The following is a 25,258-nucleotide window of genomic DNA, read 5'->3' as shown; positions in this document are numbered from 1 at the left end:
CCACCGGCCGTCCGGGCCCGGACCGCCGGGCCGGACGCAAGTGAGGCGTCAGTCCGTCAGAGCCTGCTCCAGCGCCCGCAGAAACCCGTCGGTCGTCCTGCGGTCCCGCACCGCCAGCCGCAGCCACTCCTCGTCCAGGCCGGGGAAGGTGTCCCCGCGGCGCACGGCGTAACCGAGGTCGCGCAGCCGCCGGCGTACGGCGGACGCCCGCTCCATACGGACCAGGACGAAGGGGCCCTGCGCGGGCCCGGCCACCCGCAGCCCGGCCGGGGCGAAGCGGGCGAGACCGGCCACCAGACGGGCGCGGTCAGCCGCGATGCGGTGGGCCGCGTGGGCCGCCTCCGCCAGCGCCCGCGGCCCCACACACGCCTCGGCCGCGGCCAGCGCCGGGGTCGACACCGGCCACAGCGGCTGCGCCCGCTGAAGGTCCTCGACGGTCTCCGGCGCCGCCAGCACGTATCCGATCCGCAGCCCGGCCAGCCCCCACGTCTTGGTCAGACTGCGCAGCACCACCAGGCCCGGCACGTCGACACGGCCGGCCAGGGCCTCGCGCTCGCCCGGCACCGCGTCCATGAACGCCTCGTCCACCACCAGCACCCGCCCGGGCCGGGCGAGTTCGGCGATCGCGTCCGCCGGGTGCAGCACCGAGGTCGGGTTCGTCGGGTTGCCGATCACCACCAGGTCCGCGTCCGCGGGGACGGCCGCCGGGTCCAGCCGGAAGCCGTCCTCCTCCCGCAGCAGCACCCGGCCGACCGTGTGCCCCGCGTCCCGCAGCGCCGCCTCCGGCTCCGTGAACTGGGGGTGGACGACGACCGGCCGGCGCACCTTCAGCGCCCGCGCCAGCAGCACGAACGCCTCCGCCGCTCCCGCCGTCAGCAGCACCCGCTCCACCGGCAGACCGTGCCGCGAAGCCACCGCCGCCCGCGCGGCACGCCCGTCCGGGTAGGCCGCGAGCCCGCCGAGCGACGCGGCGATGTGCTCCCGCAGCCAGACCGGCGGCGTGTCCGCGCGGACGTTCACGGCGAGGTCGACGAGCGAGCCGCCGTCGTCCCGCACCTCCGCGTCCCCGTGGTGACGCAGATCGTGCCCGCTCTCAGTGCGCATGCGAGGGGGCGCCGTGGTGGTGGTGACCGTGCCCGTGGTGGTGGTCGTCGTCGTCCGGGTGGAAGTGCGGCTGCTGCGGCATGCCCACCTTGTCCTCGAAACCGGGCAGCGCGATGCGGTACACGCACGAGTCGCAGTTCATCCGCAGATCGCCCTTGACGGCCTCCTCGTACCGCTCCCACACCAGGTCCAACAACTCCGGCTCCGGCCCGATGACGTCGGCCGAGAGCACCTCGACCTCCGGGTGCGCGGCCGCCCAGCCCTCCGTCTGGTGCCGCACCCGGTCCGGCAGGATGCCCGTGAACAGGAAGTAGGGCAGGACCACGACCCGGCGGGCGCCCAGCCGCACACAGCGGTCGAGGCCGCTCGGCACGTCCGGCGCCGCCAGCGACACGAACGCCGTCTCGACACCCGCGTACCCGCGCCCCTCCCACAGCAGCCGGGCCGCCTTGTGCACCTCGGCGTTGGCGTCCGGGTCCGTGGACCCGCGCCCCACCAGCAGCACCGTCACGTCGGCCCGGTCCCCGGGCGTGCGGCCCGCCGCCCCCAGGGCCTCGTCCAGCCGCCGCTCCAGCACGTTCAGCAGCGCCGGATGCGGGCCGAGCGGACGCCCGTACGTGTACGAGATGCCCGGGTGCCGCTCCTTCTCGCGGGCCAGGGCCGCCGGGATGTCGCCCTTGGCGTGCCCGGCGGAGACCAGCATCAGCGGGACGGCGGCGAACCGGCGCACGCCCTGCTCCACCAGCTCGGTGACGGCCTCGCCCAGCGGCGGCGGGGACAGCTCGATGAAGCCGCCCGCGACGGGCAGTTCGGGGTGCCGGGCCCCCAGCTGCCGTACGAAGTCGCGGAACGCCTCGGCTCCGGCGTCGTCGCGGGTGCCGTGGCCGGCGATGAGCAGGGCGGGCGGGGTGGTCACAGTTTCTCCTCGGCGGAAGTGGGGTGATAAAGCAGGGCGTTGAGCGCGGCGGCGGCGACCGCCGACCCGCCCTTCTCGGACACGTTGCTCACGGCGGGCAGTCCGCTCTCGCGCAGCGCGGCCTTCGATTCGACGGCTCCGACGAAACCGACGGGCAGTCCGATGACGAGCGCGGGGTCGGCGTCGAGCGTCAGCAGCTCCTCCAGCGCGGTCGGCGCGTTGCCGATCACCCAGAGGGCACCGGGGCCGACCTGCTCGTGGGCGAGCCGGATCGCGTGCGCGGAACGGGTCAGCCCCGGCCCGGACGCGGCGTCCTTCAGACGGCAGACGGTCTCACGCCGGGTGATGCCGGCGCCGACCATCGCCACGTCCACGACCACGGGCGCCCCGGCGTGCAGCGCCGCGTGCGCCTTCTCCAGGTCGGCCTCGTCCATGACGAGGTCGGTGGCGTAGTCGAGGTCGGCGGCGGAGTGGATGACCCGCTCCACGACCGCCCGGGTCAGCGGCGGGAAGTGCGAGGTGTCCAGCCGGGCGCGCAGCCGCCGGTAGGACTCCTCCTCGATCGGATGGACGACGCGGTTCACTCGGCCCCCTCCTGCGCCGACTGCCAGCGGTAGCCGCGCGGGGTCACCATGCGCCCCGCGATGTCCCGGGTCGCCGTGTTGCCCACGGTCACGACCGTCATCATGTCGACCGTCGCCGGGTCGAGAGCGCCCAGCGTCGTGAGCCGGCTGGACTCGTCCGGCCGCGAGGCGTTGCGCACCACGCCGACCGGAGTGGCCGGCGTCCGGTGCTCGGCGAGGATGCCCAGCGCCTTGGGGAGCTGCCAGTCACGTCCGCGTGAGCGCGGGTTGTAGAAGGTGACGACGATGTCCGCCTCGGCCGCGGCCCGCACCCGCCGCTCGATGACCTCCCACGGCGTGTGCAGGTCCGACAGGCTGATCGACACGTGGTCGTGGCCCAGCGGGGCACCCAGGATCGCACCGGCCGCGAGCGCCGCCGTCACCCCGGGCACACCGACCACGTCGATGTCGTCGGAGGCCTCGGCCAGCGCGGGGGAGGCCATGGCGTAGACGCCGGCGTCCCCGCTGCCGATCAGCGCGACGGCCTGCCCCTTGCGGGCCTCCTCGACCGCCGTGCGCGCCCGTTCCTCCTCGGCGCCGAGCCCCGACTCCAGGATCCGGGTGCCGGGCCGCAGCAGGTCACGGATCTGGTCGACGTACTGGTCGAGCCCCACGAGCACGGAAGCCCGCCGGAGTTCGGCCTTCGCGCGCGGCGTCAGCAGGTCCCGGGCGCCCGGCCCGAGCCCGACCACCGCGAGCCGCCCGCGTCCCGGCCGCCGTACGACGGCACAGGTCGCCATCGCCGGGCTCGCGGCCGACTTCCGCTTGGGCACGAGGAGTTCGCCCCCGCCGACGAGCGCGGAGGCCTCCGCCACGGACGGGGTCCCGACGGCCGCGAGCGGCGCGTCGGACGGATTGGGCACGTCGACCCCGGCCAACTCCTCGGCGGAGTACGTCACCAGGGGCACCCCGAGCCGTCCCGCGGCCTCGACGATGCCGGGCTCCCCGGCCTTGGCGTCGACGGTGGCCAGCTCGGCGACGGACGCCGCCGACAGCCCGGCCTCCCGCAGGGCGTCCTCGACCAGCCCGAGAACCTCCTCGACGGGGGCGCCCCTGGACGCCCCGACCCCGACGACCAGCGTCGGCGGCCGCAGCACCACCTCGCGCCCGGCCGCCTCCACGAGCCGGTCGGTGACCCGGATCGTGTACGACCCCTCGTCCGTCACGGGCAGCGGCGGCAGCGGCCAGGCCACCTCGGCCCGCAGCGCCACCGCCTCGCCGTCCAGCAGCGCCCGCGACACCCCGGCGACATCGCCCTCCACGGGCAGGCCGAGGGTGTCCAGGCCCGCCAGGTCCACGGCGTCCGTGGCCGTCGTCACGACCGGCTCGGCACCCAGCAGGTCACCCACCTCACGGGCGAGTTCGTTGGCTCCGCCCGCGTGCCCGCCCAGCAGGGACACGGCGAACCGCCCGCCCTCGTCGACGCACACCACACCCGGGTCCTCGCTCTTGCCGGACAGCAGCGGTGCCACCAGCCGCACCACCGCCCCCGTCGCCAGGAAGCACACGAGCTGCTCGCACTGCGCGAACGCGGCCCGTACGGCGTCCCCGACGGGACCCTCGTACACACGCGTGCGGTCCGGCCACGCCGCGGCCAGCCGGTCCCGCGCAGCCGCTCCCGCCGCGGTGGCGGAAATGAGGCCGATCACTGAGCGACTCCTTCTTCGACAGCTGCCGGAGGCCGGACGCCCCACAGCAGGAAAACGGGGTTGGTCGCCGCGAGCCGGGTCACGTCCCCGGGCAGCGGTGCGAGCCGCGACGACTGCAGCAGCACGCCGTCGCAGGTGAGACCGGCGCCCCTCAGGGCCTCGCGCGCGGCCGGTACCCGGTCGAGCGCCGCCATGGCGACGACCACCGTGCGCCGGGCCCGCCGCGCACACGCGGCGACGATGTCGGGCAGTTCGCGCCCGCCGCCCCCCACGAACACGGCGTCCGGGGTCTCGGCGAGATCCGCCAGCGCGTCCGGTGCCGCGCCCCGCACCACCCGCACGTCCACGCCGTGCGCGACGGCGTTGGCGCGGACCCGCTCCACCCCGTCCGCGGTCTTCTCCACGGCGGTCACGGCTGCGCCCAGCCGGGCGCACTCCACGGCCACGGAGCCCGAGCCCGCGCCCACGTCCCACACCAGGTCGCCCGGGCGCGGTCCCAGCCGGGCCAGGGCCAGCGCCCGTACCTCGAACTTGGTGATCATCGAGTCCCGGTGGGCGAACTCCGCCTCGTCCAGAGCCCAGCCGGCGGGCCGCTCCCCGGACCCCGCGACGGTCCGCACGGCCCCGAGCGCCCGCGTCTCGTCCAGGCACAGCACCACGTTCACCGCCGTACCCCAGTCGCGAGCGGCGGCCTCGGCGGGCGTCACCCGCTCCACGCGCTCCGCCTCCGAGCCCAGCCCGGAGGCGACGACCAGCACCCGCGGCGCGTCCCGCAACGCGGCCCCCAGCTCCGCCGGACCCGCGCCCGGCCCGGTCAGCACGGCCGTCTTGGCCTGCGCCCGGCACACGTTGACGGCCGTCCGCAACTCCCGGCCGTGGGCGCTCACCACCACGGCGTCGTCCCACGGCAGCCCGATCCGCGCGAACGCGGCGGCCACGGACGACACCCCGGGCCGCACCTCCAGCCGCTTGGGCCCGAACCGCTCGGCCAGCACCCGCACGATCCCGAAGAACCCGGGGTCCCCGGAGGCCAGCACCACAACGGGACGGTCCTTCGCGACATACTCCCCGATGGTGTCGAGGGCCGGTGCGAGCGGCCCGAGCACGACCCGCTCCGCCCTCTCGGGCAGCCGTACGGCATCGAGATGCCGCCACCCGCCCACGACCAGCTCCGCACCGGCGAGGACGTTCTCGGAAGGCGCCGCGCCCGTCCCCGTCCCGACCACGGTGATCATGTACTGGCACCCCGTTCACGCAGGGCTCTGCGGGCCTCCGGGTCGGCCTTGCGGTAGCCGTGGAAGTGACCCGGGTGGTACAGGTGCGAGCGCGTGCCGTGCGCGTCGAGCGCCGGGCCGACCAGGAACAGGGTGTGCTTCCAGAGCTTGTGCTCCTTGACCGTCTCCTCCAGCGTGCCGATCGTGCACTTCACGATCAGCTCCTCCGGCCAGGTCGCCTGGTACGCCACCACGACCGGGGTCGTCGTCGGGTAGCCGCCCTCCAGCAGCTCCCGCACCAGCTGCCCGCTGCGGGCGGCGGAGAGGAACACCGCCATGGTGGTGCCGTGCTTGGCGAACTCCCGGACCTCCTCCCCGGGAGGCATGGGCGTCTTGCCGCCGCCGAGCCGGGTCAGCACGACCGACTGCGCGACCTCCGGGATGGTCAACTCGCGCTGGGCGAGCGCCGCGACGGCCGAGAAGGAGGACACCCCGGGCACGATCTCGGTGGCGATGCCGACCTCGGCACACCGGTCGAGCTGCTCCTGCGTGCCGCCCCACAGGGCCGGGTCACCGGAATGGATACGGGCGACCTTGAGTCCCTCGCCGCGGGCCCGCTCGTACACGGCGACGACGTCCTCCAGGGACATGGTCGCCGAGTCCAGGATCTCCGCGTCCTCGCGCGCGTGCTCCAGGACCTCCGCCTGAACCAGGCTGGCAGCCCAGATCACGACGTCGGCCTCGGCGATGGCGCGCGCGGCGCGGAACGTCAGCAGGTCGGCGGCGCCGGGGCCGGCGCCGACGAAGGTCACTTTGCCGGCGGGGGCGTCGGCCATGGGATGGGTCCTCTCGTGGTTCACGGGTGTCACAACTTGCCGCCGCGTCCGCCGTCGCGCCGCGCGGGCGCGATGAGCGTCGACAGGTACGGCAGGGGAGCGCCGTCCAGTTCGGCTGCCGGGCGGATGGACTCCTCCGGCAGCCCGAGCGCCGACCCCCACACGGCGTCGCCGAGCCGCCCGGTCTCCCGCAGCGCCCCGGCGACCTCGTGCGCCTGCCGCCCGAACTTGTAGGCGACGACGGTCCCGGGCCCGGCCAGGGCCTCCTTGAGCACCGTCGCCCCCGCGGTGACGGGGACGAGCGTCAGCGGCTCGGTGCCTTCGGTCAGCACGGCGCCCGACCGGGCGGCGAGGTCCTGCATGGCGGTGATCCCGGGCACGGTCTCCACGACCACGCCCGGCACCAGCTCGACGATGGTCTGCGCGAGGTACGTGAAGGTCGAGTACACATTGGGATCGCCGATGGTCGCGAAGGCGACGCTGCCGTGCTCCTCCAGCAGCTCGACGACCCGCCCCCCGGCCGCGTCCCACGCCGCCTCGCGCCGCCCCCGGTCGCTGCGCTCGTTCAGCGCGAACACGACCCGGACGACCTTCTCCTCGGGCACGTAGTGCAGCACGGTCGCCTCGGCCCGCCCGCGCTCCCCGCTGTCCATTACGGGGACCACCACGACATCGGCTTCCCGCAGGGCGTTCACGCCCTTGACGGTCACCAGCTCCGGATCCCCGGGGCCCACCCCGACTCCGACCAGCCTGCTGCTCATGACGTCCGGCACCTCTCCACGAACCGACGGGCGACACCGGGCTCGGACGCCCAGTGCGTGTGCAGATAGCTCGCGTGCACACCTCGCTGTACGAAACCTTCGACCCGCGGCCGGGGGCTGCGGACCCCCCAGGCGGGCTCCGTCCCCGAGCCGGGCTCCACGACGGTCCGGTGGAACTCGTGCCCCCGCATCCGTGTCCCGGCCGCCGCGAGCACGCTGTCGCCCACGGCCACGGCGTCCCGGTAGCCCAGGGTGAGCCGCTCGGTCATCCGCGCCCCGGCGTCCAGCACCCCGCACATCGGCAGCCCGTCCAGCTCCCGGCACAGATACAGCAGCCCCGCGCACTCGGCGGCGACGGGAGCGCCGCTCTCCGCCAGGGCGGCGACCGCCATGCGCAGGGGTTCGTTGGCGGACAGCTCGGCGGCGTACACCTCGGGGAACCCGCCCCCGATCACCAACCCCGCCGCCCCCTCGGGCAGTTCCTCGTCCCGCAGGGGGTCGAACGTGACGACCTCTGCCCCGGCGGCGGTGAGCAGCTCGGTGTGTTCGGCGTAGGAGAAGGTGAAGGCAGGCCCACCGGCGATGGCGACGACGGGCGCTCGCTGCTCGTCCGACCGCGTCGGGTGGTGGGTGGGCGAGGCGGGGGTCCAGGGGGCGGATCCCCCTGGTACGGCACCGGCAGCACGCGCCAGTGCTTCCAACGCCCCCAGGTCACAACCGTCCAAGACCTGCGCGGCCATCGCCGCCACCGCCTCCACGGCGGCGGCCTGCCGCTCGGCGACCGGCACCAGCCCCAGATGCCGCGACGGCGTGTCCACCTGCGGAACGCGCCGCAGCACCCCGAGGACCGGCACCCCCGCCTGCTCCAACGCCTCCCGCAGCAGCTCCTCGTGCCGGTCCGAGGCGACCTTGTTCAGGATCACGCCCCCGACCCGCACCTCCGGGTCCCAGGACGCGAACCCGTGCACCAGCGCCGCCACCGACCGCGACTGCGACGACGCGTCGACGACCAGCACCACCGGCGCCCGCAGCAGCTTCGCGACATGAGCCGTCGACGCCAGCTCACCCTCACCCGCGGCCCCGTCGTACAGCCCCATCACGCCCTCGACGACGGCGATGTCACACCCCCGGGCCCCGTGCAGGAACAACGGCGCCACCAGTTCGGGCCCGCACAGGTACGCGTCGAGGTTCCGCCCCACCCGCCCGGTCGCGAGCGCGTGATACCCGGGGTCGATGTAGTCCGGCCCGACCTTGTGCGGGGACACGGCGAGCCCCCGCGCGGCGAACGCGGCCATCAACCCCGTGGCAACGGTGGTCTTGCCGCTGCCCGACGAGGGCGCGGCGATGACCAGCCGAGGGACGGAAGCATTCACCACTCGATGCCCCTCTGGCCCTTCTGGCCCACGTCCATCGGATGCTTGACCTTGGACATGTCGGTCACGAGATCGGCGAAGTCCACGAGCTTGTCAGGCGCGTTCCGCCCGGTGATGACGACATGCTGGGTCCCGGGCCGGTCCCGGAGCACGGAGATCACCTCGTCCGTGTCCACCCAGCCCCAGTGCATCGGGTACGCGAACTCATCCAGCACGTACAGCTTGTACGTCTCGGCCGCCAGGTCCCGCTTGACCTGCTCCCAGCCCTCCCGGGCCTTCTCCTCGTTGTCCATCTGGGCGTCGCGCTGCACCCACGACCAGCCCTCGCCCATCTTGTGCCAGTCGACGGAGCCGCCCTCGCCGGACGCCCCGAGCACCCGCAGCGCGTTCTCCTCGCCGACCTTCCACTTCGCCGACTTGACGAACTGGAACACCCCGATCGGCCACCCCTGGTTCCAGGCCCGCAGCGCGAGCCCGAAGGCGGCGGTGGACTTGCCCTTGCCGACGCCCGTGTGCACGACGACCAGCGGCCGGTTGCGGCGCTGCCGTGTGGTCAGTCCGTCGTCCGGCACCACACTCGGCTGTCCCTGCGGCATTACGCGGCCCTCCTCTGCACGTCCTTCACCAGCCCGGCGATGCTGTCCGCCCGCAGCTCGTCCAATGTCACGGCCGTACCGCCCAGGTCACCGGCGAGCTGCCCGGCGAGCCCCAGCCGTACCGGCCCCGACTCGCAGTCCACGACCACCGACGCGACACCGTCGGCCGCGAACAGCCGCGCCGCCCGCCCGGCCAGGGCGACCGGCTCCGGGCCGCCGGTGGCCCGCCCGTCCGTCACCACCACGACCAGCGGCCGCCGCGCCGGATCCCGCAGCCGCTCCACGCGCAGCACGTCGTGCGCGCGCAGCAGCCCGGCGGCGAGCGGTGTGCGCCCGCCGGTCGGCAGCGTCTCCAGCCGGGCCGCCGCCGCGTCCACGGACGAGGTCGGCGGCAGCGCGACGTCCGCGCCCGAGCCCCGGAAGGTCACCAGGCCCACCTTGTCGCGCCGCTGGTAGGCGTCCAGCAGCAGCGACAGCACGGCGCCCTTCACGGCGCTCATCCGCTGCCGTGCCGCCATCGACCCGGAGGCGTCCACGACGAACAGCACGAGATTGCCCTCGCGCCCCTCCCGGGTGGCCTGCCGCAGATCGTCCCGGCGCACCACCAGGCCCGGCCCGGACCGTCCACGCGCCCGCTGGTGCGGCGCCGCGGCCTGCACGGTCGCCGCCAGGTGCAGCTTGGTGAGCGCGCCCCGGGGCCGCCGGGCCCCGGTCGTCCGCCCCTGCTCGGTCCGCGCCCGCGAACGCCGCCCGGCGGCACCCTCGCCGACCCCGGGCACGCTCAGCACCTTCGTCCGGAACGGTTCGGAAGCCCGTACGGCCGACTGCTCGCCGGCCCCCGAGGGCTGCGGCTGCCCGTCCTCCCCGGCCTCGGGCCGGGCCCCGGTGTCACCGTCGCCCTGGGGCGCGTCGTCGGGTTCCGGCTGTCCGCCGCCCCCGCCGGGCCCGTCCGGCCCGGGGTCCGGATCCGGATCGTCGTCGTCCGAACCGCCGAACTCCTCCAGGGTCTCGTCGAGCTTGTCCTCGTCCAGCCCCGGCGCGTCGAAGGGATTGCGCCGCCGCCGGTGCGGCAGCGCGAGCAGCGCCGCCTGCCGGACGTCCTCCGCGAGCACGTCCGTGCGCCCGGCCCAGGCCGCCAGCGCGGTGGCGGTCCGCGCCATCACGATGTCCGCGCGCATGCCGTCGACCTCGAAGGCAGCGCAGGTCGCCGCGATCTGCCGCAGCGCCCCGTCGCCCAGCCGCACGGACGGCAGCAGCTCCCGCGCGGCGATGATCCGCGCCCGCACGGCGGCCTCCTCCTCGGCCCAGCGCGCGGCGAATCCGCCCGGGTCGTCGTCGTACGCCAGCCGCCGCCGGACGACCTCCACCCGCTGGTCCGGCTCCCGCGAGGCCGCGACCTCCACGGTCAGCCCGAACCGGTCGAGCAACTGCGGGCGCAGTTCGCCCTCTTCGGGGTTCATGGTGCCGACGAGCAGGAAGCGGGCGGCGTGCCGCACGGAGACGCCCTCGCGCTCGACGTACGAGGCGCCCATCGCGGCGGCGTCCAGCAGCAGGTCGACCAGGTGGTCGTGGAGCAGGTTGACCTCGTCGACGTAGAGGATCCCGCGGTGCGCGTCGGCGAGCAGGCCCGGCTCGAAGGCCTTCACGCCCTCGGACAGGGCCCGCTCGATGTCCAGCGCGCCGACCAGCCGGTCCTCGGAGGCGCCGACGGGCAGTTCGACCATCCGGGCGGGCCGCCCGGCGCCGGCGCCGGCCTCGTGCGGCCCGTCCGGGCACGCCAGGTCGGGGGAGGCCGGATCGCAGGAGAAGCGGCAGCCCGGGACGACCGCCACCTCCGGCAGCAGCGCTGCCAGGGCCCGCACCGCCGTCGACTTGGCCGTGCCCTTCTCGCCGCGCACCAGCACACCGCCGACCGCCGGTGACACCGCGTTCAGCAGCAGCGCGAGCCGCAGGTCGTCCTGGCCCACGACGGCCGTGAACGGAAAGGGGGTGGTCACTTCTCGTCGCCCTCCAAGTCGCCTTCGAGTTCCAGGTAGGTGGCGCGCAGCCGCTCGAGCGTCTCCGCGTCGGGCTCGGCCCACAGTCCGCGCTCGGCGGCCTCCAGCAGCCGCTCGGTGATGCCGCGCAGCGCCCAGGGGTTGGACTTCTTCATGAAGTCCCGGTTCTCCGGGTCGAAGACGTACTCGGCGCTGAGCTTCTCGTACATCCAGTCGTCCACGACCCCGGCCGTGGCGTCGTACCCGAACAGGTAGTCCACGGTCGCCGCCATCTCGAAGGCGCCCTTGTAGCCGTGCCGCCGCATGGCCGCCATCCAGCGCGGGTTGACCACCCGGGCGCGGAAGACGCGGTGCGTCTCCTCGCCGAGCGTGCGGGTCTTCACCTGGTCCGGGGTGGCCGAGTCACCGACGTACGCCTCGGGACTCGCGCCCGTCAGGTGCCGCACCATGGCGACCATGCCGCCGTGGTACTGGAAGTAGTCGTCGGCGTCGACGAGGTCGTGCTCACGGGTGTCGACGTTCTTCGCGGCGACGGCGATCCGCTTGAACGCCGTCTCCATGTCCCCGCGCGCCGCCCGCCCGTCGAGCCCCCGGCCGTAGGCGTAACCGCCCCACACCGCGTACACCTCGGCGAGGTCCGCGTCGGAGCGCCAGTTGCGGGCGTCGATCAGCGGCAGCAGACCCGCCCCGTACGCCCCCGGCTTGGAGCCGAAGATGCGAGCCGTGGCCCGGCGGCGGTCGCCGTGCTCTGCGGTGTCCTGGTCGGCGTGGGCCCGGACGTAGTTGGACTCCGCCGGTTCGTCCAGCTCGGCGACCGTGCGGACCGCGTCGTCGATCAGGCCCACCACGTGCGGGAAGGCGTCCCGGAAGAAGCCCGAGATGCGGACGGTGACGTCGATGCGCGGCCGGCCGAGCTCGGCCAGGGGGATCACCTCGAACCCGGTCACCCGGCGCGAGGCGTCGTCCCACACCGGCCGGCAGCCCAGCAGTGCCAGGATCTCGGCGATGTCGTCGCCCTGGGTGCGCATGGCGGAGGTGCCCCACACCGTCAGCCCGACGGACGTGGGGTACGCGCCGGTGTCCTGCAGGTACCGCTGCACCAGCGAGTCCGCGAGCGACTGCCCGACCTCCCAGCTCAGCCGGGACGGAATGGCCTTGGGGTCGACGGAGTAGAAGTTCCGGCCGGTCGGCAGGACGTTGACGAGTCCGCGCGTCGGCGAACCGGAGGGACCGGCCGGGACGTAGCCGCCGTCCAGCGCCCGCAGGATGTGCCCGATCTCGTCGGTGGTCTTCTCCAGCCGCGGCACGACCTCGGCGCAGGCGAACTCCAGCACGGCGACGGCCTCGGGCAGTTCGGTGCCGAGGACCTCCCGGATCAGCGGCGCGCTCTCGGCGACCGCCCAGCCGCGCTCCTCCATGCCCTCCGCGATCCGCCGGCACAGCTGCTCCAGCAGGTCGATCGCGTCGGCGGCACTGCGCGACGGCCCGTCCACCAGGTCCGTCAGCTCCACGGGCACCTTCACCGGAGCGCCCGGCTCGGCCAGCAGCTCCTTCTCCACCAGCCCGAAGTGCCGCGCCAGCGACGCCCTGAGCCCGGGCAGCGCGTTGGCCTGCCCGCCCCACACCTGCGAGGCGCGCAGCACGGCCAGCACGAGGTTGACACGCGGCTCACCGACCGGCCCGCCGCCCAGGATGTGCAGGCCGTCGCGGATCTGCACGTCCTTGATCTCGCACAGATAGCCGTCGATGTGCATGACGAACTCGTCGAACGCCTCGTCGTCCGGCTGCTCGTCGACGTGCAGGTCGTGGTGGAGTTCGGCCGCCTTGACCAGCGTCCAGATCTGGGCGCGCACGGTCGGGGCCTTCGCCGGGTCCAGGTCGGAGACGAGCGCGTACTCGTCGAGGAGCTGCTCCAGCTTGGCCAGGTCGCCGTAGGTGTCGGCGCGGGCCATCGGCGGCACGAGGTGGTCGACGACCGTGGCGTGCCCCCGTCGCTTGGCCTGGGTGCCCTCGCCGGGGTCGTTGACGATGAACGGGTAGATCAGCGGCAGGTCCCCGAGGACCGCGTCCGGGGCGCAGCCCCCGCCGAGCCCGAGGCCCTTGCCCGGCAGCCACTCCATGGTGCCGTGCTTGCCCATGTGGACGATGGCGTCGGCGCCGAAGCTGTTCTCCAGCCACCGGTAGGCGGCCATGTAGTGGTGGGACGGCGGCATGTCCGGGTCGTGGTAGATCGCGATGGGGTTCTCGCCGAAGCCGCGCGGCGGCTGGATCATCACGACGACGTTCCCGAACTGCAGGGACGCCAGCACGATGTCGTCGCCGTCGACGTAGAGGCTGCCCGGCGGCTCGCCCCACGCCTCGGTCATCGCGTCCTTCAGCTCCGGGTCGAGCTTCTCGAACCACGCCCGGTAGTCCGCCAGCGGTACTCGCGCGGGCGCGGCGGCCAGCTGCTCCTCGGTCAGCCACTCCACGTCGTGCCCGCCGGCGTTGATGAGCCGGTGGATCAGCTCGTCACCCTCGTCCGGATGTCCCTCGACGACGTACCCGGCGTCCCGCAGCGCGTCCAGCACCCGCACCGCCGAGGCCGGGGTGTCGAGCCCGACCGCGTTGCCGACCCGGGAGTGCTTGGTCGGGTACGCGGTGAAGACCAGCGCCAGCTTCTTCTCGGCGTTCTCCTTGTGCCTGAGCTGCGCGTGCCGTACGGCGATGCCGGCGACGCGCGCGGCCCGTTCCGGGTCGGCGACGTAGACGGGCACGTCGTCCGCGCCCTGCTCCTTGAAGGAGAACGGCACGGTGATCAGCCGCCCGTCGAACTCCGGGATCGCCACCTGCATCGCGGCGTCCATGGGGGAGAGGGCGGCGTCCGACTCCGCCCAGGCCTGCCGCGAGGACGTCAGGCACAGACCCTGAAGCACGGGGATGTTCAGCTCGGCGAGGGCGCCGATGTCCCAGGCCTCCTCGTCGCCGCCCGCCGAGGCCTGCGAGGCGTGGGTGCCACCGGCGGCCAGGACGGTGGCGACCAGAGCGTCCGCCCGCCCGAGGATCTCGTACAGCCCCTCGTCCGCCCCGCGCAGCGAACCGCAGTAGACGGGCAGCGCGTTGGCGCCCCGCGCCTCGATCGCGTCGCACAGGGTGTCGACGAAGGCGGTGTTGCCGCTCAGCTCGTGGGCCCGGTAGAAGAGCACGCCGACGGTCGGCCGGCCCTCGGTGTGCGGACGCTCCCCGTGGACGCCGTACTCCGGCATCTTCCGCGGCTCGACGAACCCCTCACCCGTCAGCAGCACGGTGTCGGAGAGGAACCGGGCGAGTTCGGTGAGGTTCTCCGGCCCGCCCTCCACGAGGTACTTCAGCGCCTCCGCCACGACACCGGCCGGGACGGACGACTCGGCCATCAACTCCGCGTCCGGCACGGCCTCGCCGCCGAGCAGCACGGTGGGGATGCCGGAAGCCTTCAGCGCGGCGAGCCCGTCCTCCCAGGCCCGCTTGCCGCCGAGCAGCCGGACGACGGCGATGCCGGCCCCGTCCAGCAGGGCCGGAAGCTCCTCCCGGACGTCCACGCGGGTCGGGTTGCCGATCCGGTAGTCGGCACCGGAGGCGGCCCGGGCCGCCAGCAGGTCCGTGTCGGCGGTCGACAACAACAACACAGTGCTCATGCGGGCGCTCCCGGTGGAATGAAGGGCAGTCCTTGCGGCGCGCCGGACTCGATGAGCCGCCACAGCGCGTCGGTGTCCGCGTGCTGTTCGATCAGGTCGCCGAGCCGGTCGAGCTGCTCCTCGCGCAGCGCGGCGAACGAGGTGTCCGGCGCCGGCACGAAGCGGCGGCCCGCGGCGGCCGCCACCTCGCGCAGAAAGGCCCGCCGGAAGCCGTCCGACTCCAGTGAGCCGTGCCAGTGCGTGCCCCAGGTCTGGCCGACCCGGCAGCCGTCCAGGAACGGAACTCCTCCGGTGACGTCGGCGACCCCGTGGTGGATCTCGTAGCCCTCGACGCGTTCCCCGAGGGCCTCGCCCGCAGGCCGCGTGAGGGTCTTCTCGCGGGCGAACCGTACCCGCACGGGCAGGATCCCGAGCCCGTCGACGTGGCCCCGGCGGCTCTCGACGTCGTCCTCGATGTGCTCGCCGAGCATCTGGAAACCGCCGCAGATGCCGAGGACGGGCCGCTGCTCGGCGGCCCTGCGGGCCAGGGCGTCGGCGAGCCCCCGCTCGCGCAGCCACTCCAGCGCCCTGACCGTTCCCCGGGTGCCGGGCACGATGACGAGGTCGGCGTCGGACAGTTCCTCCGGCCGGTCCACGAACCGCACCACGACGCCCGGTTCGGCGGCCAGCGCGTCCACGTCGGTGAAGTTGGACATGAGCGGCACGGCACAGACCGCGACCCGCAGCACGTCCTCCCCGAGCGGCGGGGCCACGACGGACTCCCGCACCGCTCCCCGCAACGAGACCCGCAGACCGTCCTCCTCGTCGATCCCGAGACCGTGCCGGAACGGCAGCACACCGTACGTACGCCGCCCGGTGAGGTCGCGCAGCATGTCCAGGCCCGGCTCCAGCAGGGAGACGTCCCCGCGGAACTTGTTGACGAGGAACCCGGCGACGCAACGCTGGTCCTCGGGGGACAGCAGCGCCACCGTCCCGAAGAACGAGGCGAACACACCGCCCCGGTCGATGTCGCCGACGACGAGCACGGGCAGCCCGGCGTTCCGGGCGATCCCCATGTTCACGATGTCCGTCCGCCGCAGATTGATCTCGGCGGGAGAACCGGCCCCCTCGCAGATCACCGCGTCATACGTGCCCCGCAACTGCTCCAGACAGTCCAGCACCGTCCCGAGCAACTGCTGCTGCCGCCCGCCGTGGTAGCCGCGCGCACTCAGCTCCCCGACCGGTTTGCCGAGCAGCACGACCTGACTGCTCTGCTCGCCACCGGGCTTGAGCAGTACGGGGTTCATCAGCGCGGTCGGCTCGACCCGGCAGGCCTGCGCCTGCATGGCCTGCGCCCGCCCGATCTCGGCCCCCTCCTTGGTCACGAAGGAGTTCAGGGACATGTTCTGCGCCTTGAAGGGCGCGACCTTGACGCCCTGCCGCACCAGCCACCGGCAGATCCCGGCGGTCACGACGCTCTTGCCGGCGTCGGAGGTGGTACCGGCGACGAGAAGACCACCGCTCATGTCATTTCCCCCTCTTCAACGACCGCGCACTCCGCAGCAACCGCGCACCGGCGCACACCCCGAGCGAGAGCCAGGTGACGCGCCGCGACAGCCGCACGGCCCGTTCGACGTCGCGCGTGCCGACGGCACGCCCTTGCGTGTTCAGCACGGGCCGGTGCTCCACCCGCCCGCCGTACGAGAGCGTCCCGCCCAGCCGCACCCCGAGCGCCCCCGCGAACGAGGCCTCCACGGGCCCGGCGTTGGGACTCGGATGCTTCGCCGCATCGGCCCGCCAGGCCCGCACGGCCCCCCGCGGATCCGGCCCGGCCAGGGCCGCGAGGACCGCGGTCAGCCGCGCTCCCGGCCACCCCGCGAGGTCGTCCAGCCGCGCGGAGGCCCACCCGTACCGGAGGTACCGGGCCGACGTGTGCCCGACCATGGCGTCCAGGGTGTTGACGGCCCGGAACCCGAGCAGCCCCGGCACCCCGCCGACGGCCCCCCACACCAGCGCCCCCACCACCGCGTCGGAGGTGTTCTCGGCGACGGACTCGACCACGGCCCGGGCGATCCCGTCGGCGTCGAGGGCCTGCGGGTCCCGCCCGCACAGATGCGGCAGCCGGGCCCGGGCCGCCTCGACGTCCCCGGCCTCCAGGGCACGCCCGATGGCCTGCGCCTCCCGGGCGAGCGAAGTCCCCCCGACGACCGCCCAGGTGGCGGCGCCGGTCAGTGCGACGGAGGCGACGCCGGACGTCCGCACGGCACGCGCGGCGACGGACCCGAGGGCGACGGCCCCTCCGGCGCACACGGCGGTGTGCAGCGCGCCCCACCCGCGGTGGTCCCGCCACAACACCCGTTCCACGGCACCCGCGGCCCGTCCGAACGCGGCGACCGGATGCCCCCGGCGAGGATCACCGAGCAGCAGGTCACCGATCAGACCGGCGGCGGCGCCGTACGCGAAGACGCGACCGGCACCCATGGGCTCAGCCGGCCAGGAGGGCGGGCAGGGGTGGGGAGTTGAACCTCGATCGGCAGCCGCGCATGGCGATGTGTGTCCTCACTCAGGGTGTCCACGCCCTGGTTCGACGAGACCGGCGGTGAGAGTTCCTGGCTCCCGGGGATTTGCTACCCCGGTGACAGTGGCGGGACCGCGCCGGACTTGCACCGGCTTCCTCTCCTGCCGCCGTACTGGCCCCGGCAGTCCACCACGGCCGGGAACCGCCGTCAACTTGCCGTTGACCTGCGAGGGGAGAGTGTGGAGAACCCCACACCGCTCCCTGTGCACACACGACGGCCGGGCGGCGCGGGAGAAGAAGTCCCGCGCCGCCCGGCCGACACGACGTGCAGTCAGGCCCTCAGGCCACGATCAGATAGATCCCGTAGCCCACAGCCGCCGCACACGCCGCGAAACACGCGTACGCTCCCGTGACCGCGAGCCCGGCGGACCCGCCCTGAGCCACCGCACGCTCGCGGCGCGACAGGCCGGTGATGCCGAGGGTGAACAGGCCGACGAGGGCCACGGTGACCACGAGGCTGACGCCGAAGACGGAGCCGAGGGCCGCCCAGTCGATCTTCATATCGGAGACTCTTCCTTGTAACCGGTGGGCGGGGTCAGACCGAGGTGGTCGTGGTCGGCGTCCGTTCGGCGGTGGCCTGCGCCGGGAACGCGGGAACCGGCTCCTCCGACGCCGTGCCACCCACCGGCGGCGGCGTCACCGCGGCCATCGCCGTGGTCACCACGCCCGCGGGCTCCGCGTCGTCGGTGTCGTTGACGTTGGTGTGGTCGACGATCTCTCGCCGCGAGAGCTTCCAGATCGCCGCGCTGGAGGCGATGAGGAAGACGGCCACCACGGCCGTGCCCCAGTCGCCGAAGCCGGTGACGTACTCGGCGAGCGCGCCCACCAGAGCGGCCGCCGGCAGCGTCAGGCCCCACGCGACGAACATCCGCGTCGCGGTGGACCAGCGCACCACGCCGCCCTTGCGGCCGAGCCCCGCGCCCATCACCGAGCCGGACACGGAGTGCGTCGTGGAGAGGGAGAAGCCGAGGTGCGAGGAGGCAAGGATGACCGTGGCCGCGGAGGTCTGGGCGGCGAAGCCCTGCTGCGGCTGGAGGTCGGTCAGTCCCTTGCCCATGGTGCGGATGATGCGCCAGCCACCCAGGTACGTGCCGAGCGCGATGGCGAGACCCGCCGACAGGATGACCCACATGGGCGGGTCGGAGTCGGGCGCGACGGCGCCGCCGGCGACCAGGGCGAGGGTGATGACGCCCATCGTCTTCTGGGCGTCGTTGGTGCCGTGGGCCAGGGAGACCAGGCCGGCGGAGGCGATCTGGCCGGCCCGGTAGCCCTTCTTGGACGCCTCTCCGTCGGCCTTCCTGCCGAGGGAGTACGTCAGCCGGGTGGCGAGCAGCGCCGCGATGCCCGCGACCAGCGGGGCGGCGATCGCCGGGATCAGCACCTTGGTGACCAGCACGTCGCCGTGCACCGCGCCGACGCCCGCCGAGGCGATCGTGGCGCCGATGAGACCGCCCATGAGGGCGTGCGAGGAGCTGGACGGCAGGCCGACCAGCCAGGTCAGCAGGTTCCAGAGGATCGCGCCGACCAGGGCGGCGAAGATGACCTCGGGCCGGATGCCGGCCTCGTCGACGAGGCCCTTGGAGATCGTGTTGGCGACTTCGACGGACAGGAAGGCGCCGACCAGGTTGAGGACCGCGGACATGGCCACCGCAACCTTGGGCCTCATGGCGCCCGTGGAAATGGTGGTGGCCATGGCGTTCGCGGTGTCGTGGAAACCGTTCGTGAAATCGAACGCGAGTGCGGTTACCACCACAATCGCGAGGATCAGCGAGAAGCTTTCCATTTACCCAGGCAATCGTTCGAGGTCATTGGCTGGACGAACGTAGGCAACCTGAGTGAACGGAAGATGAACTGGGAGGGGCGCAGGGGTGACCGCAACGAGGGGTCATGACTCCGCCCCTGAACGGTGGCCCGCCGGCGCCCCGGTGGCCAGGCGCCCCGCGCGGGGATTCAGCTCATCGAATGACCCGTCGAAGAGATTTTTGTCACCCGGCTGGATGCGGCCTTTGTGTCGACAAACGCCATACGGCCGGTCGGTTTCCGGCCTGAAGTGCCCCGCCCGGCGGTGCCTCGAGCCCTTGCCTGGCAGGATCGCGGCATGGCTGAGCAGCGAGGCGACGAGCGGGGCGCGGGGGACGTACGGGAGGGTGAACCGGGCGTGGGGGAGCCGCGGCGCCGCGTGCGCCCCGAGGAGGCCCGCGCCTGGGAGGACCTCGTCGTGACGGCCCGCCGGACGGTCTCGGACGGACTCGTCGTCGGCACGTCCGGCAACGTGTCGGTGCGCGTCGGCGACACGGTGCTGGTCACGCCGTCGGGTGTGCCCTACGACCGGCTGGCGCCGCACGACGTGACCGGGGTGGACCTCGACGGCCGGCAGGTCCTCGGCACGCTCGTCCCGACCAGCGAGCTGCCCATGCATCTCGCCGTCTACCGCACGACCGGCGCCCTGGCCGTCGTCCACACCCACGCCGTGCACGCGACGGCCGTCTCGACGCTCGTGAGCGAGCTCCCGCTGATCCACTACATGGCCGCGGCGCTCGGCGGCCCCGTCCGAGTCGCCCCTTATGCCACGTACGGCACCGACGAGTTGGCCGAGAACATGCTCCGCGCCCTCGCCGACCGCTCCGGCTGCCTCCTGCGCAATCACGGCACCGTCGCCTACGGCACCACCCTCGCCCAGGCCTACGACCGCACCGCCCAGCTGGAGTGGATGTGCCGCCTGTGGCTGACCGCCTCCTCGGTGCCGGGTCTGACCCCGAGCCTGCTGTCCCGGGAACAGCTCGCCGACGTGGAGGAGCGCCTGCGCGGTTACGGCCAGCGGGGCTGAGCCGTCCGTACGGCCGCCGCGGACGTCACCCCGCCGTTGCCCTCCACTGGTCGCCCACGGCATCCGCCAGGACACTGGAGCCGTGCGCACTGTCAAAGCGACGGCCGCTGCCGTCACCGCCGTGCTCGGGGCCGGTGCCGCCGCGGTGGCCGCCGGCCGGCTCGCCAGCGACGCCGCGCTCAAGGCGCCCCCCGGCAAGCCCCTGCCCACCGAACCGCGGCTCACCGTGCACGGCACCGCCGCCGGGCGGATCAGCCTCACCCGGGACCTCGCCGCCCTGCGCCCCGGCCGCTACGGCCTCTCCGGCAACGGCTCCCACGCGGTCGTCGGCCCCGTCCTGCCCGACGCCCCGCACAGCGCCGACACCGTCGTGCGCCGCCTGGAGAGGATCACGCACGGCACCCTGAACCCCGGCGACAAAGCCTGGCTCACGCCGAACGTGTACGTCGGCAACCCCAGCGCCGCCCTCGGGCTCGAACATGCCGACGTCGACGTCCCCGGCGAACTCGGCGCCCTGCCCGCGTGGTTCGTGCCGGGCAGGCGGGACACCTGGGTGATCGCCGTGCACGGCCTGGGCACCACCCGGGAACTCGCCCTCAACGTCATGGAATTCCTGCACCGCAGCCAGTTCCCGGTGCTCGCCCTCGCCTACCGCGGCGACCTGGGCGCACCCCGCCCGCCCGACGGCCTGAACCACCTCGGCGAGACCGAGTGGCGCGACCTCGACGCGGCCATCCGCTACGCCGTGCGCTACGGAGCCCGGCAGGTCGTCCTGCACGGCTGGTCCACCGGCGCCACCATGGCCCTGCGCGCCGCCGCGCACTCGGGGCTGCGCGAGAGGATCTCCGGCCTCGTGCTGGACTCCCCGGTGCTCAGCTGGGAGACCGCCCTGCGCGCCCTCGCCTCGGCCCGCCGCACGCCAGGCGCGCTGCTGCCCCTCGCGGTCCGCGCCGCCCAGGGCCGCACCGGACTGTCCGGCGACCGCGCCGCGGGCACCGCTCCGGCCGACGGACTGCGGGTCCCCGCGCTCGTCATCCACGGACCGGACGACACCGTCGCCCCCTGGCAGCTCTCCCGCCGGCTCGCCGACGCCCGCCCCGACATGGTCGCCCTCCACACCGTCCGCAACGCCCCCCACGGAGCCATGTGGAACGCGGACCCCAAGGCATACGAGGAAGCGCTCCGGCGCTTCCTGACGCCCCTCATGTGACCCCGTTCACAGAAACCCGCGGGTGCGGCCTCCGTCGCCGGTCCCGCCGACACCCTGCGTTCACGCCCCCGTCGCCCCGCCGCAACCACGTCGCGTCCCGCTCTCCACCGACCGGTCGCGACGATTCCGTTTAGCGTCGTACCACTGGCCTGTTCCCGGCCCTCGACCACTCCCTGGAACCGGTGCGTTGGCCATCCCCGTCGCCCGCCGTGACATTCCGTTTGGGTTTTCGGACCGTCAACCGGAAGACTGCACCCGTGACGTCCCGTATCCCGCGCGACTCCAGGCTTCGACTCGTCCGCCCGCGACCCCTGGCCGCCGCCCCACCAGCGATGAACCAGCGGCGCTCGCGCCGACCCGCACCGCGCCCCCCGGAGGGCACCCCGGCACCGGCCGAGCTGGCCAGAATGGCACGCTCAGGTCTCGCCGCCGCGGCCCGCGTCGCCCGCTGGGCCGACGCCGCGCTCGGCCCGGGCCGGGACAGCGCCACCGACGACGGCAAGGCCACCCTCTCCGACGCGACCGCCGAACGGGCCGCCCGCGAGCTGGGTCTGACCCCGGCTCAGGTCAGGGCCGACTGGGACACCGCCCGCCTCGCCGGCCTCGTCGAGGTGCACGGCGACAGCGCCCGCCCGGGCTGGCGGCTGCGCGCCTGGGACCGTGACGACAGTGCCGTGCTGCGCGGCTGGGTCGCGCTCTTCGACGCCTGGTCCCTCGCCCATCCGGAGCCCGCGGACCACGAGCCCGCCGCCGTCGCCGAGGTCGTCTCGGCCATGCCGCAGGCGCTCTCCTTCCTCCAGCTGTCCGCCGGGCCCGTCCCCGTGGAGCAGCTCCTCGATCTCCTGGAGCAGCGCGTCACCGAGCTGCGCACCGCCCGCTGCGAGATCCCCTACGGTCCCCAGCCCGAGCCGACGGCCGAACCGGAGCCCACCGACGCCCCGCTCGCCCCCCTGCTCGACTGGGCCCTGCGCGCCCTCGCCGCCGTCGGCGCCCTCACCTACGGCGACGGCCAGGCCACGCTCACCCCGCTCGGCAGCTGGGCCGTCTGGGTCAAGCTGGAGCAGATCTGCGTCGCCGCGCAGAGCCCCGCCGGGAACATCGAGCAGGCCGCCGACGACATGCTCCGCGGCTGCGCCCAGCTGCGCCCGAACGCGGCCCGCGCCGAGTACCGCGCCTGGCTCGCCGCCCGCCCCGTCGGCAGCGCCGTCACCGAACTCCTCGGCGCCGCCCGGGGCGAGGACGCCCTGCTGCGCGGCCTCGCCTTCGAGGCCCTGCGCGTGGTCGGCGCCCCCGCCGAGCCGGACGTCCGCGCTGTGCTGACCGAGCCGACGCTCAGGCCGTACGCGCTGCTGTGGCTGGCCGAGCACGACGGGGCCGACCCGGAGGACGCCCACGAGGTCCTCACCCGCGAGGAGGCGACCTGGCTGTGGGTGGACACCGCCGCCGCCGTCGCCGACCACGGGGAGGCGCCGCTGCTCGTCCGCCACCTGGAGTCCGCGGTGCAGCCGACCATCCCGATGCTCCTGGACGAGGTACGCGCCGTGGGGCACCCGCGCACCGTGCAGGTCCTGGTCGCCCTCGCCGCCGCCCACCCCGACCCGGCCCTGGCCAAGGCCGTGCGCCGGGCCGCCTTCCAGGTGCACACCGGCGGCAGCTAGCGTCCGCGGCCCGCCCCGCGGGCTGTCAGCCCGCTGTCTCGGGCGCGTACGTCCCGAAGCTCCACACGTTGCCCTCGAGGTCCCGGGCCATGTAGTCCCGCGAGCCGTAGTCCTGGTCCGTCGGGGGCATCAGGACCTCCACGCCGTGGTCCACGGCGCGGCGGTGGTGCCCGTCGACGTCGTCCACCACCACGTACACCCCCGTGGTGCCCGCGTTCTTCATGGCGGCGTCGAACACGCCGCCCGTGCCCTTGGTGCCGACCATCACCGCGCCGTTGCCCTGCGCCAGCTCCGCGTGCAGCACCGAGCCGTCCTCGCCCTCGTACACCGACAGCTCCGTGAAGCCGAAGGCCTCCGTGAGCTGCCGGATCGCCGCCTTGGCGTCCGCGTACAGCAGCGTCGGATAGATGCTCGGACGCCCGCCGGCCGTGCCTGCCATGGCGATCACTTCCTCGTGTCTCGCGGGGCTGTCCCCCTCAGTGTTCCACCGGCCACCGACACCGGCCCTTCGTGCCGGCGGCCGCCTCGAACACCCGCACACAGAAAAAGTGGTTGCACGGCCCCGTTAGACTGTCCTCATGGCCATTCTCCTCGCGCATTAGACGGCGGGAACGTCCTCAGCCGTCCATCCCGCCCCCGTATCCGCCCTGGAGTCTGTCCGTGATCTCCGCCTCCGGTATCGAGCTGCGCGCCGGTGCCCGCGTCCTCATCGAAAACGCCTCGTTCCGCATCGCCAAGGGCGACCGCATCGGCCTGGTCGGCCGCAACGGCGCGGGAAAGACCACCCTCACCAAATGCCTGGCGGGCGAGGGCATCCCGGCCGGCGGCACCATCACCCGATCCGGCGAGGTCGGCTACCTCCCGCAGGACCCCCGCACCGGCGACCTCGACATCCTGGCCCGCGACCGCATCCTGTCCGCCCGCGGCCTGGACGTACTGATCCGCAAGATGCGCGACAACGAACAGCGCATCGCCAACGGCACGGGCGCCACCCGCGACAAGGCGCTCAAGCAGTACGAGCGCCAGGAGACGGAATTCCTCACCAAGGGCGGGTACGCCGCCGAGGCCGAGGCCGCCACCATCGCCGCCGCGCTCAACCTGCCCGACCGGGTGCTCGGCCAGCCTCTGCACACCCTCTCCGGCGGTCAGCGCCGCCGTATCGAGCTGGCCCGCATCCTGTTCTCCGACGCGGACACCCTGCTGCTCGACGAGCCCACGAACCACCTCGACGCCGACTCGATCATCTGGCTGCGCGACTACCTGAAGACCTACCGCGGCGGCTTCATCGTGATCTCCCACGACGTCGACCTGGTCGAGACGGTCGTCAACAAGGTGTTCTACCTGGACGCCAACCGCGCCCAGATCGACATCTACAACATGGGCTGGAAGCTCTACCAGCAGCAGCGCGAGGCCGACGAGAAGCGCCGCAAGCGCGAGCGCCAGAACGCGGAGAAGAAGGCTTCCGCGCTGCATTCGCAGGCCGACAAGATGCGGGCCAAGGCCACCAAGACGGTCGCCGCGCAGAACATGGCCCGCCGGGCGGACAAGCTGCTGGCCGGCCTGGAGGCCGAGCGGAAGTCCGACAAGGTCGCCAAGCTGCGCTTCCCCGAGCCCTCGCCGTGCGGCAAGACCCCGCTCATGGCCGAGGGCCTGTCGAAGTCCTACGGATCGCTGGAGATCTTCACTGACGTCGACCTGGCCATCGACAAGGGCTCGCGCGTCGTCATCCTCGGCCTCAACGGCGCGGGCAAGACGACCCTGCTCCGCCTGCTCGGCGGGGCCGAGAAGCCCGACACCGGCAAGGTCATCGAGGGCCACGGCCTCAAGCTCGGCTACTACGCGCAGGAGCACGAGACCCTCGACCCGGAGCGCACGGTCCTGGAGAACATGCGCTCGGCCGCCCCCGACCTGGACCTGGTGGAGGTCCGCAAGACGCTCGGCTCGTTCCTGTTCTCCGGCGACGACGTCGACAAGCCGGCCGGGGTGCTCTCCGGCGGTGAGAAGACCCGCCTCGCCCTCGCCACCCTCGTGGTGTCCTCGGCGAACGTGCTGCTGCTCGACGAGCCGACCAACAACCTCGACCCGGCCAGCCGCGAGGAGATCCTCGGCGCGCTGCGCACCTACAAGGGCGCGGTCGTCCTCGTCACGCACGACGAGGGCGCGGTCGAGGCGCTCCAGCCGGAGCGGATCATCCTGCTGCCGGACGGCGTCGAGGACCTGTGGGGCGCCGACTACGCGGACCTCGTCGCCCTGGCCTGAGTGTCAGTGGCGCTTGATCGAATAC

The 25,258-nt window shown here is 73.8% G+C and carries 20 protein-coding genes and 1 riboswitch; of the genes, 4 read left to right on the top strand and 16 right to left on the bottom strand.

Annotated elements, in window-relative coordinates; all coding sequences use genetic code 11:
* Positions 1 to 48: 48 nt before the first annotated feature.
* The 15 genes from cobC to ACIRDU_RS00280 form a co-directional block, all read right to left on the bottom strand.
* Positions 49 to 1,104: an Rv2231c family pyridoxal phosphate-dependent protein CobC gene (cobC, locus tag ACIRDU_RS00350; RefSeq protein WP_403572245.1), complete on the bottom strand. Its 1,056-nt coding sequence runs from the start codon at positions 1,102 to 1,104 to the stop codon at positions 49 to 51.
* Complete coding sequence (locus ACIRDU_RS00345; protein ID WP_403572242.1) at positions 1,094 to 2,020, bottom strand: sirohydrochlorin chelatase; 927 nt, start codon at positions 2,018 to 2,020, stop codon at positions 1,094 to 1,096. The genes cobC and ACIRDU_RS00345 overlap by 11 nt, the downstream gene beginning before the upstream one ends.
* Positions 2,017 to 2,604, bottom strand: a complete 588-nt coding sequence (locus ACIRDU_RS00340; protein ID WP_403572239.1) for a precorrin-8X methylmutase — start codon at positions 2,602 to 2,604, stop codon at positions 2,017 to 2,019. Before ACIRDU_RS00340 ends, ACIRDU_RS00345 begins: the two co-directional genes overlap by 4 nt.
* Positions 2,601 to 4,292, bottom strand: coding sequence for a precorrin-3B C(17)-methyltransferase (gene cobJ / locus ACIRDU_RS00335; protein WP_403572236.1), 1,692 nt, complete (start codon positions 4,290 to 4,292; stop codon positions 2,601 to 2,603). The genes ACIRDU_RS00340 and cobJ overlap by 4 nt, the downstream gene beginning before the upstream one ends.
* The gene (cbiE, locus tag ACIRDU_RS00330) at positions 4,289 to 5,527 is read right to left on the bottom strand and encodes a precorrin-6y C5,15-methyltransferase (decarboxylating) subunit CbiE (RefSeq protein ID WP_403572233.1); all 1,239 of its coding nucleotides are present in this window, start codon (positions 5,525 to 5,527) and stop codon (positions 4,289 to 4,291) included. The genes cobJ and cbiE overlap by 4 nt, the downstream gene beginning before the upstream one ends.
* The gene (gene cobM / locus ACIRDU_RS00325) at positions 5,524 to 6,342 is read right to left on the bottom strand and encodes a precorrin-4 C(11)-methyltransferase (RefSeq protein ID WP_403572230.1); all 819 of its coding nucleotides are present in this window, start codon (positions 6,340 to 6,342) and stop codon (positions 5,524 to 5,526) included. The genes cbiE and cobM overlap by 4 nt, the downstream gene beginning before the upstream one ends.
* Before the next feature lie 29 nt (positions 6,343 to 6,371).
* Positions 6,372 to 7,103, bottom strand: a complete 732-nt coding sequence (cobI, locus tag ACIRDU_RS00320; protein WP_403572227.1) for a precorrin-2 C(20)-methyltransferase — start codon at positions 7,101 to 7,103, stop codon at positions 6,372 to 6,374.
* Positions 7,100 to 8,476: a cobyrinate a,c-diamide synthase gene (locus tag ACIRDU_RS00315; protein ID WP_403572224.1), complete on the bottom strand. Its 1,377-nt coding sequence runs from the start codon at positions 8,474 to 8,476 to the stop codon at positions 7,100 to 7,102. Before ACIRDU_RS00315 ends, cobI begins: the two co-directional genes overlap by 4 nt.
* On the bottom strand, positions 8,473 to 9,072 hold the full coding sequence (cobO, locus tag ACIRDU_RS00310; RefSeq protein WP_184563831.1) for a cob(I)yrinic acid a,c-diamide adenosyltransferase: 600 nt from the start codon (positions 9,070 to 9,072) through the stop codon (positions 8,473 to 8,475). Before cobO ends, ACIRDU_RS00315 begins: the two co-directional genes overlap by 4 nt.
* The gene (locus tag ACIRDU_RS00305; RefSeq protein WP_403572221.1) at positions 9,072 to 11,069 is read right to left on the bottom strand and encodes a putative cobaltochelatase; all 1,998 of its coding nucleotides are present in this window, start codon (positions 11,067 to 11,069) and stop codon (positions 9,072 to 9,074) included. The genes cobO and ACIRDU_RS00305 overlap by 1 nt, the downstream gene beginning before the upstream one ends.
* Positions 11,066 to 14,722, bottom strand: a complete 3,657-nt coding sequence (gene cobN, locus ACIRDU_RS00300; RefSeq protein WP_403572218.1) for a cobaltochelatase subunit CobN — start codon at positions 14,720 to 14,722, stop codon at positions 11,066 to 11,068. The genes ACIRDU_RS00305 and cobN overlap by 4 nt, the downstream gene beginning before the upstream one ends.
* Positions 14,719 to 16,227 (bottom strand): cobyric acid synthase, encoded by a 1,509-nt coding sequence (locus tag ACIRDU_RS00295; RefSeq protein WP_403572215.1) that lies wholly within the window; start codon positions 16,225 to 16,227, stop codon positions 14,719 to 14,721. The genes cobN and ACIRDU_RS00295 overlap by 4 nt, the downstream gene beginning before the upstream one ends.
* A gap of 1 nt (position 16,228) precedes the next feature.
* Positions 16,229 to 17,182: a cobalamin biosynthesis protein gene (locus tag ACIRDU_RS00290; RefSeq protein WP_403572212.1), complete on the bottom strand. Its 954-nt coding sequence runs from the start codon at positions 17,180 to 17,182 to the stop codon at positions 16,229 to 16,231.
* Positions 17,183 to 17,281: 99 nt separating this feature from the next.
* Positions 17,282 to 17,441: riboswitch (cobalamin riboswitch) on the bottom strand.
* Positions 17,442 to 17,558: 117 nt separating this feature from the next.
* Positions 17,559 to 17,780 carry a hypothetical protein gene (locus ACIRDU_RS00285; protein WP_059422310.1) on the bottom strand — a complete coding sequence of 74 codons (222 nt, stop codon included), beginning with the start codon at positions 17,778 to 17,780 and terminating at the stop codon, positions 17,559 to 17,561.
* A 34-nt stretch (positions 17,781 to 17,814) separates the two neighbouring features.
* Positions 17,815 to 19,062 (bottom strand): anion permease, encoded by a 1,248-nt coding sequence (locus ACIRDU_RS00280; RefSeq protein ID WP_403572209.1) that lies wholly within the window; start codon positions 19,060 to 19,062, stop codon positions 17,815 to 17,817.
* Positions 19,063 to 19,377: 315 nt separating this feature from the next.
* Here ACIRDU_RS00280 and ACIRDU_RS00275 point away from each other — a divergent pair, with 315 nt between their 5' ends.
* The 3 genes from ACIRDU_RS00275 (at position 19,378) to ACIRDU_RS00265 (ending at position 22,974) form a co-directional block, all read left to right on the top strand.
* Positions 19,378 to 20,106 carry a class II aldolase/adducin family protein gene (locus ACIRDU_RS00275; protein ID WP_403572206.1) on the top strand — a complete coding sequence of 243 codons (729 nt, stop codon included), beginning with the start codon at positions 19,378 to 19,380 and terminating at the stop codon, positions 20,104 to 20,106.
* An 82-nt stretch (positions 20,107 to 20,188) separates the two neighbouring features.
* Positions 20,189 to 21,316, top strand: coding sequence for an alpha/beta hydrolase (locus ACIRDU_RS00270; RefSeq protein ID WP_403572203.1), 1,128 nt, complete (start codon positions 20,189 to 20,191; stop codon positions 21,314 to 21,316).
* A gap of 257 nt (positions 21,317 to 21,573) precedes the next feature.
* Positions 21,574 to 22,974, top strand: a complete 1,401-nt coding sequence (locus tag ACIRDU_RS00265; RefSeq protein ID WP_403572201.1) for a hypothetical protein — start codon at positions 21,574 to 21,576, stop codon at positions 22,972 to 22,974.
* Positions 22,975 to 22,999: 25 nt separating this feature from the next.
* On the opposite strand, the gene ACIRDU_RS00260 is transcribed toward ACIRDU_RS00265, so the two are convergent.
* On the bottom strand, positions 23,000 to 23,413 hold the full coding sequence (locus ACIRDU_RS00260) for a VOC family protein (RefSeq protein ID WP_403572198.1): 414 nt from the start codon (positions 23,411 to 23,413) through the stop codon (positions 23,000 to 23,002).
* Between the two features lie 221 nt (positions 23,414 to 23,634).
* On the opposite strand from ACIRDU_RS00260, the gene ACIRDU_RS00255 reads away from it, so the two are divergent.
* Positions 23,635 to 25,233 carry an ABC-F family ATP-binding cassette domain-containing protein gene (locus tag ACIRDU_RS00255; protein WP_403572195.1) on the top strand — a complete coding sequence of 533 codons (1,599 nt, stop codon included), beginning with the start codon at positions 23,635 to 23,637 and terminating at the stop codon, positions 25,231 to 25,233.
* The last annotated feature ends 25 nt before the right edge of the window (positions 25,234 to 25,258 follow it).

The sequence above is a fragment of the Streptomyces sp. NPDC093598 genome (assembly GCF_044764825.1).
Taxonomy (GTDB): domain Bacteria; phylum Actinomycetota; class Actinomycetes; order Streptomycetales; family Streptomycetaceae; genus Streptomyces.
Note: the sequence above shows the minus strand (reverse complement) of the source record. Positions and strands in the feature narration are given on the sequence as shown.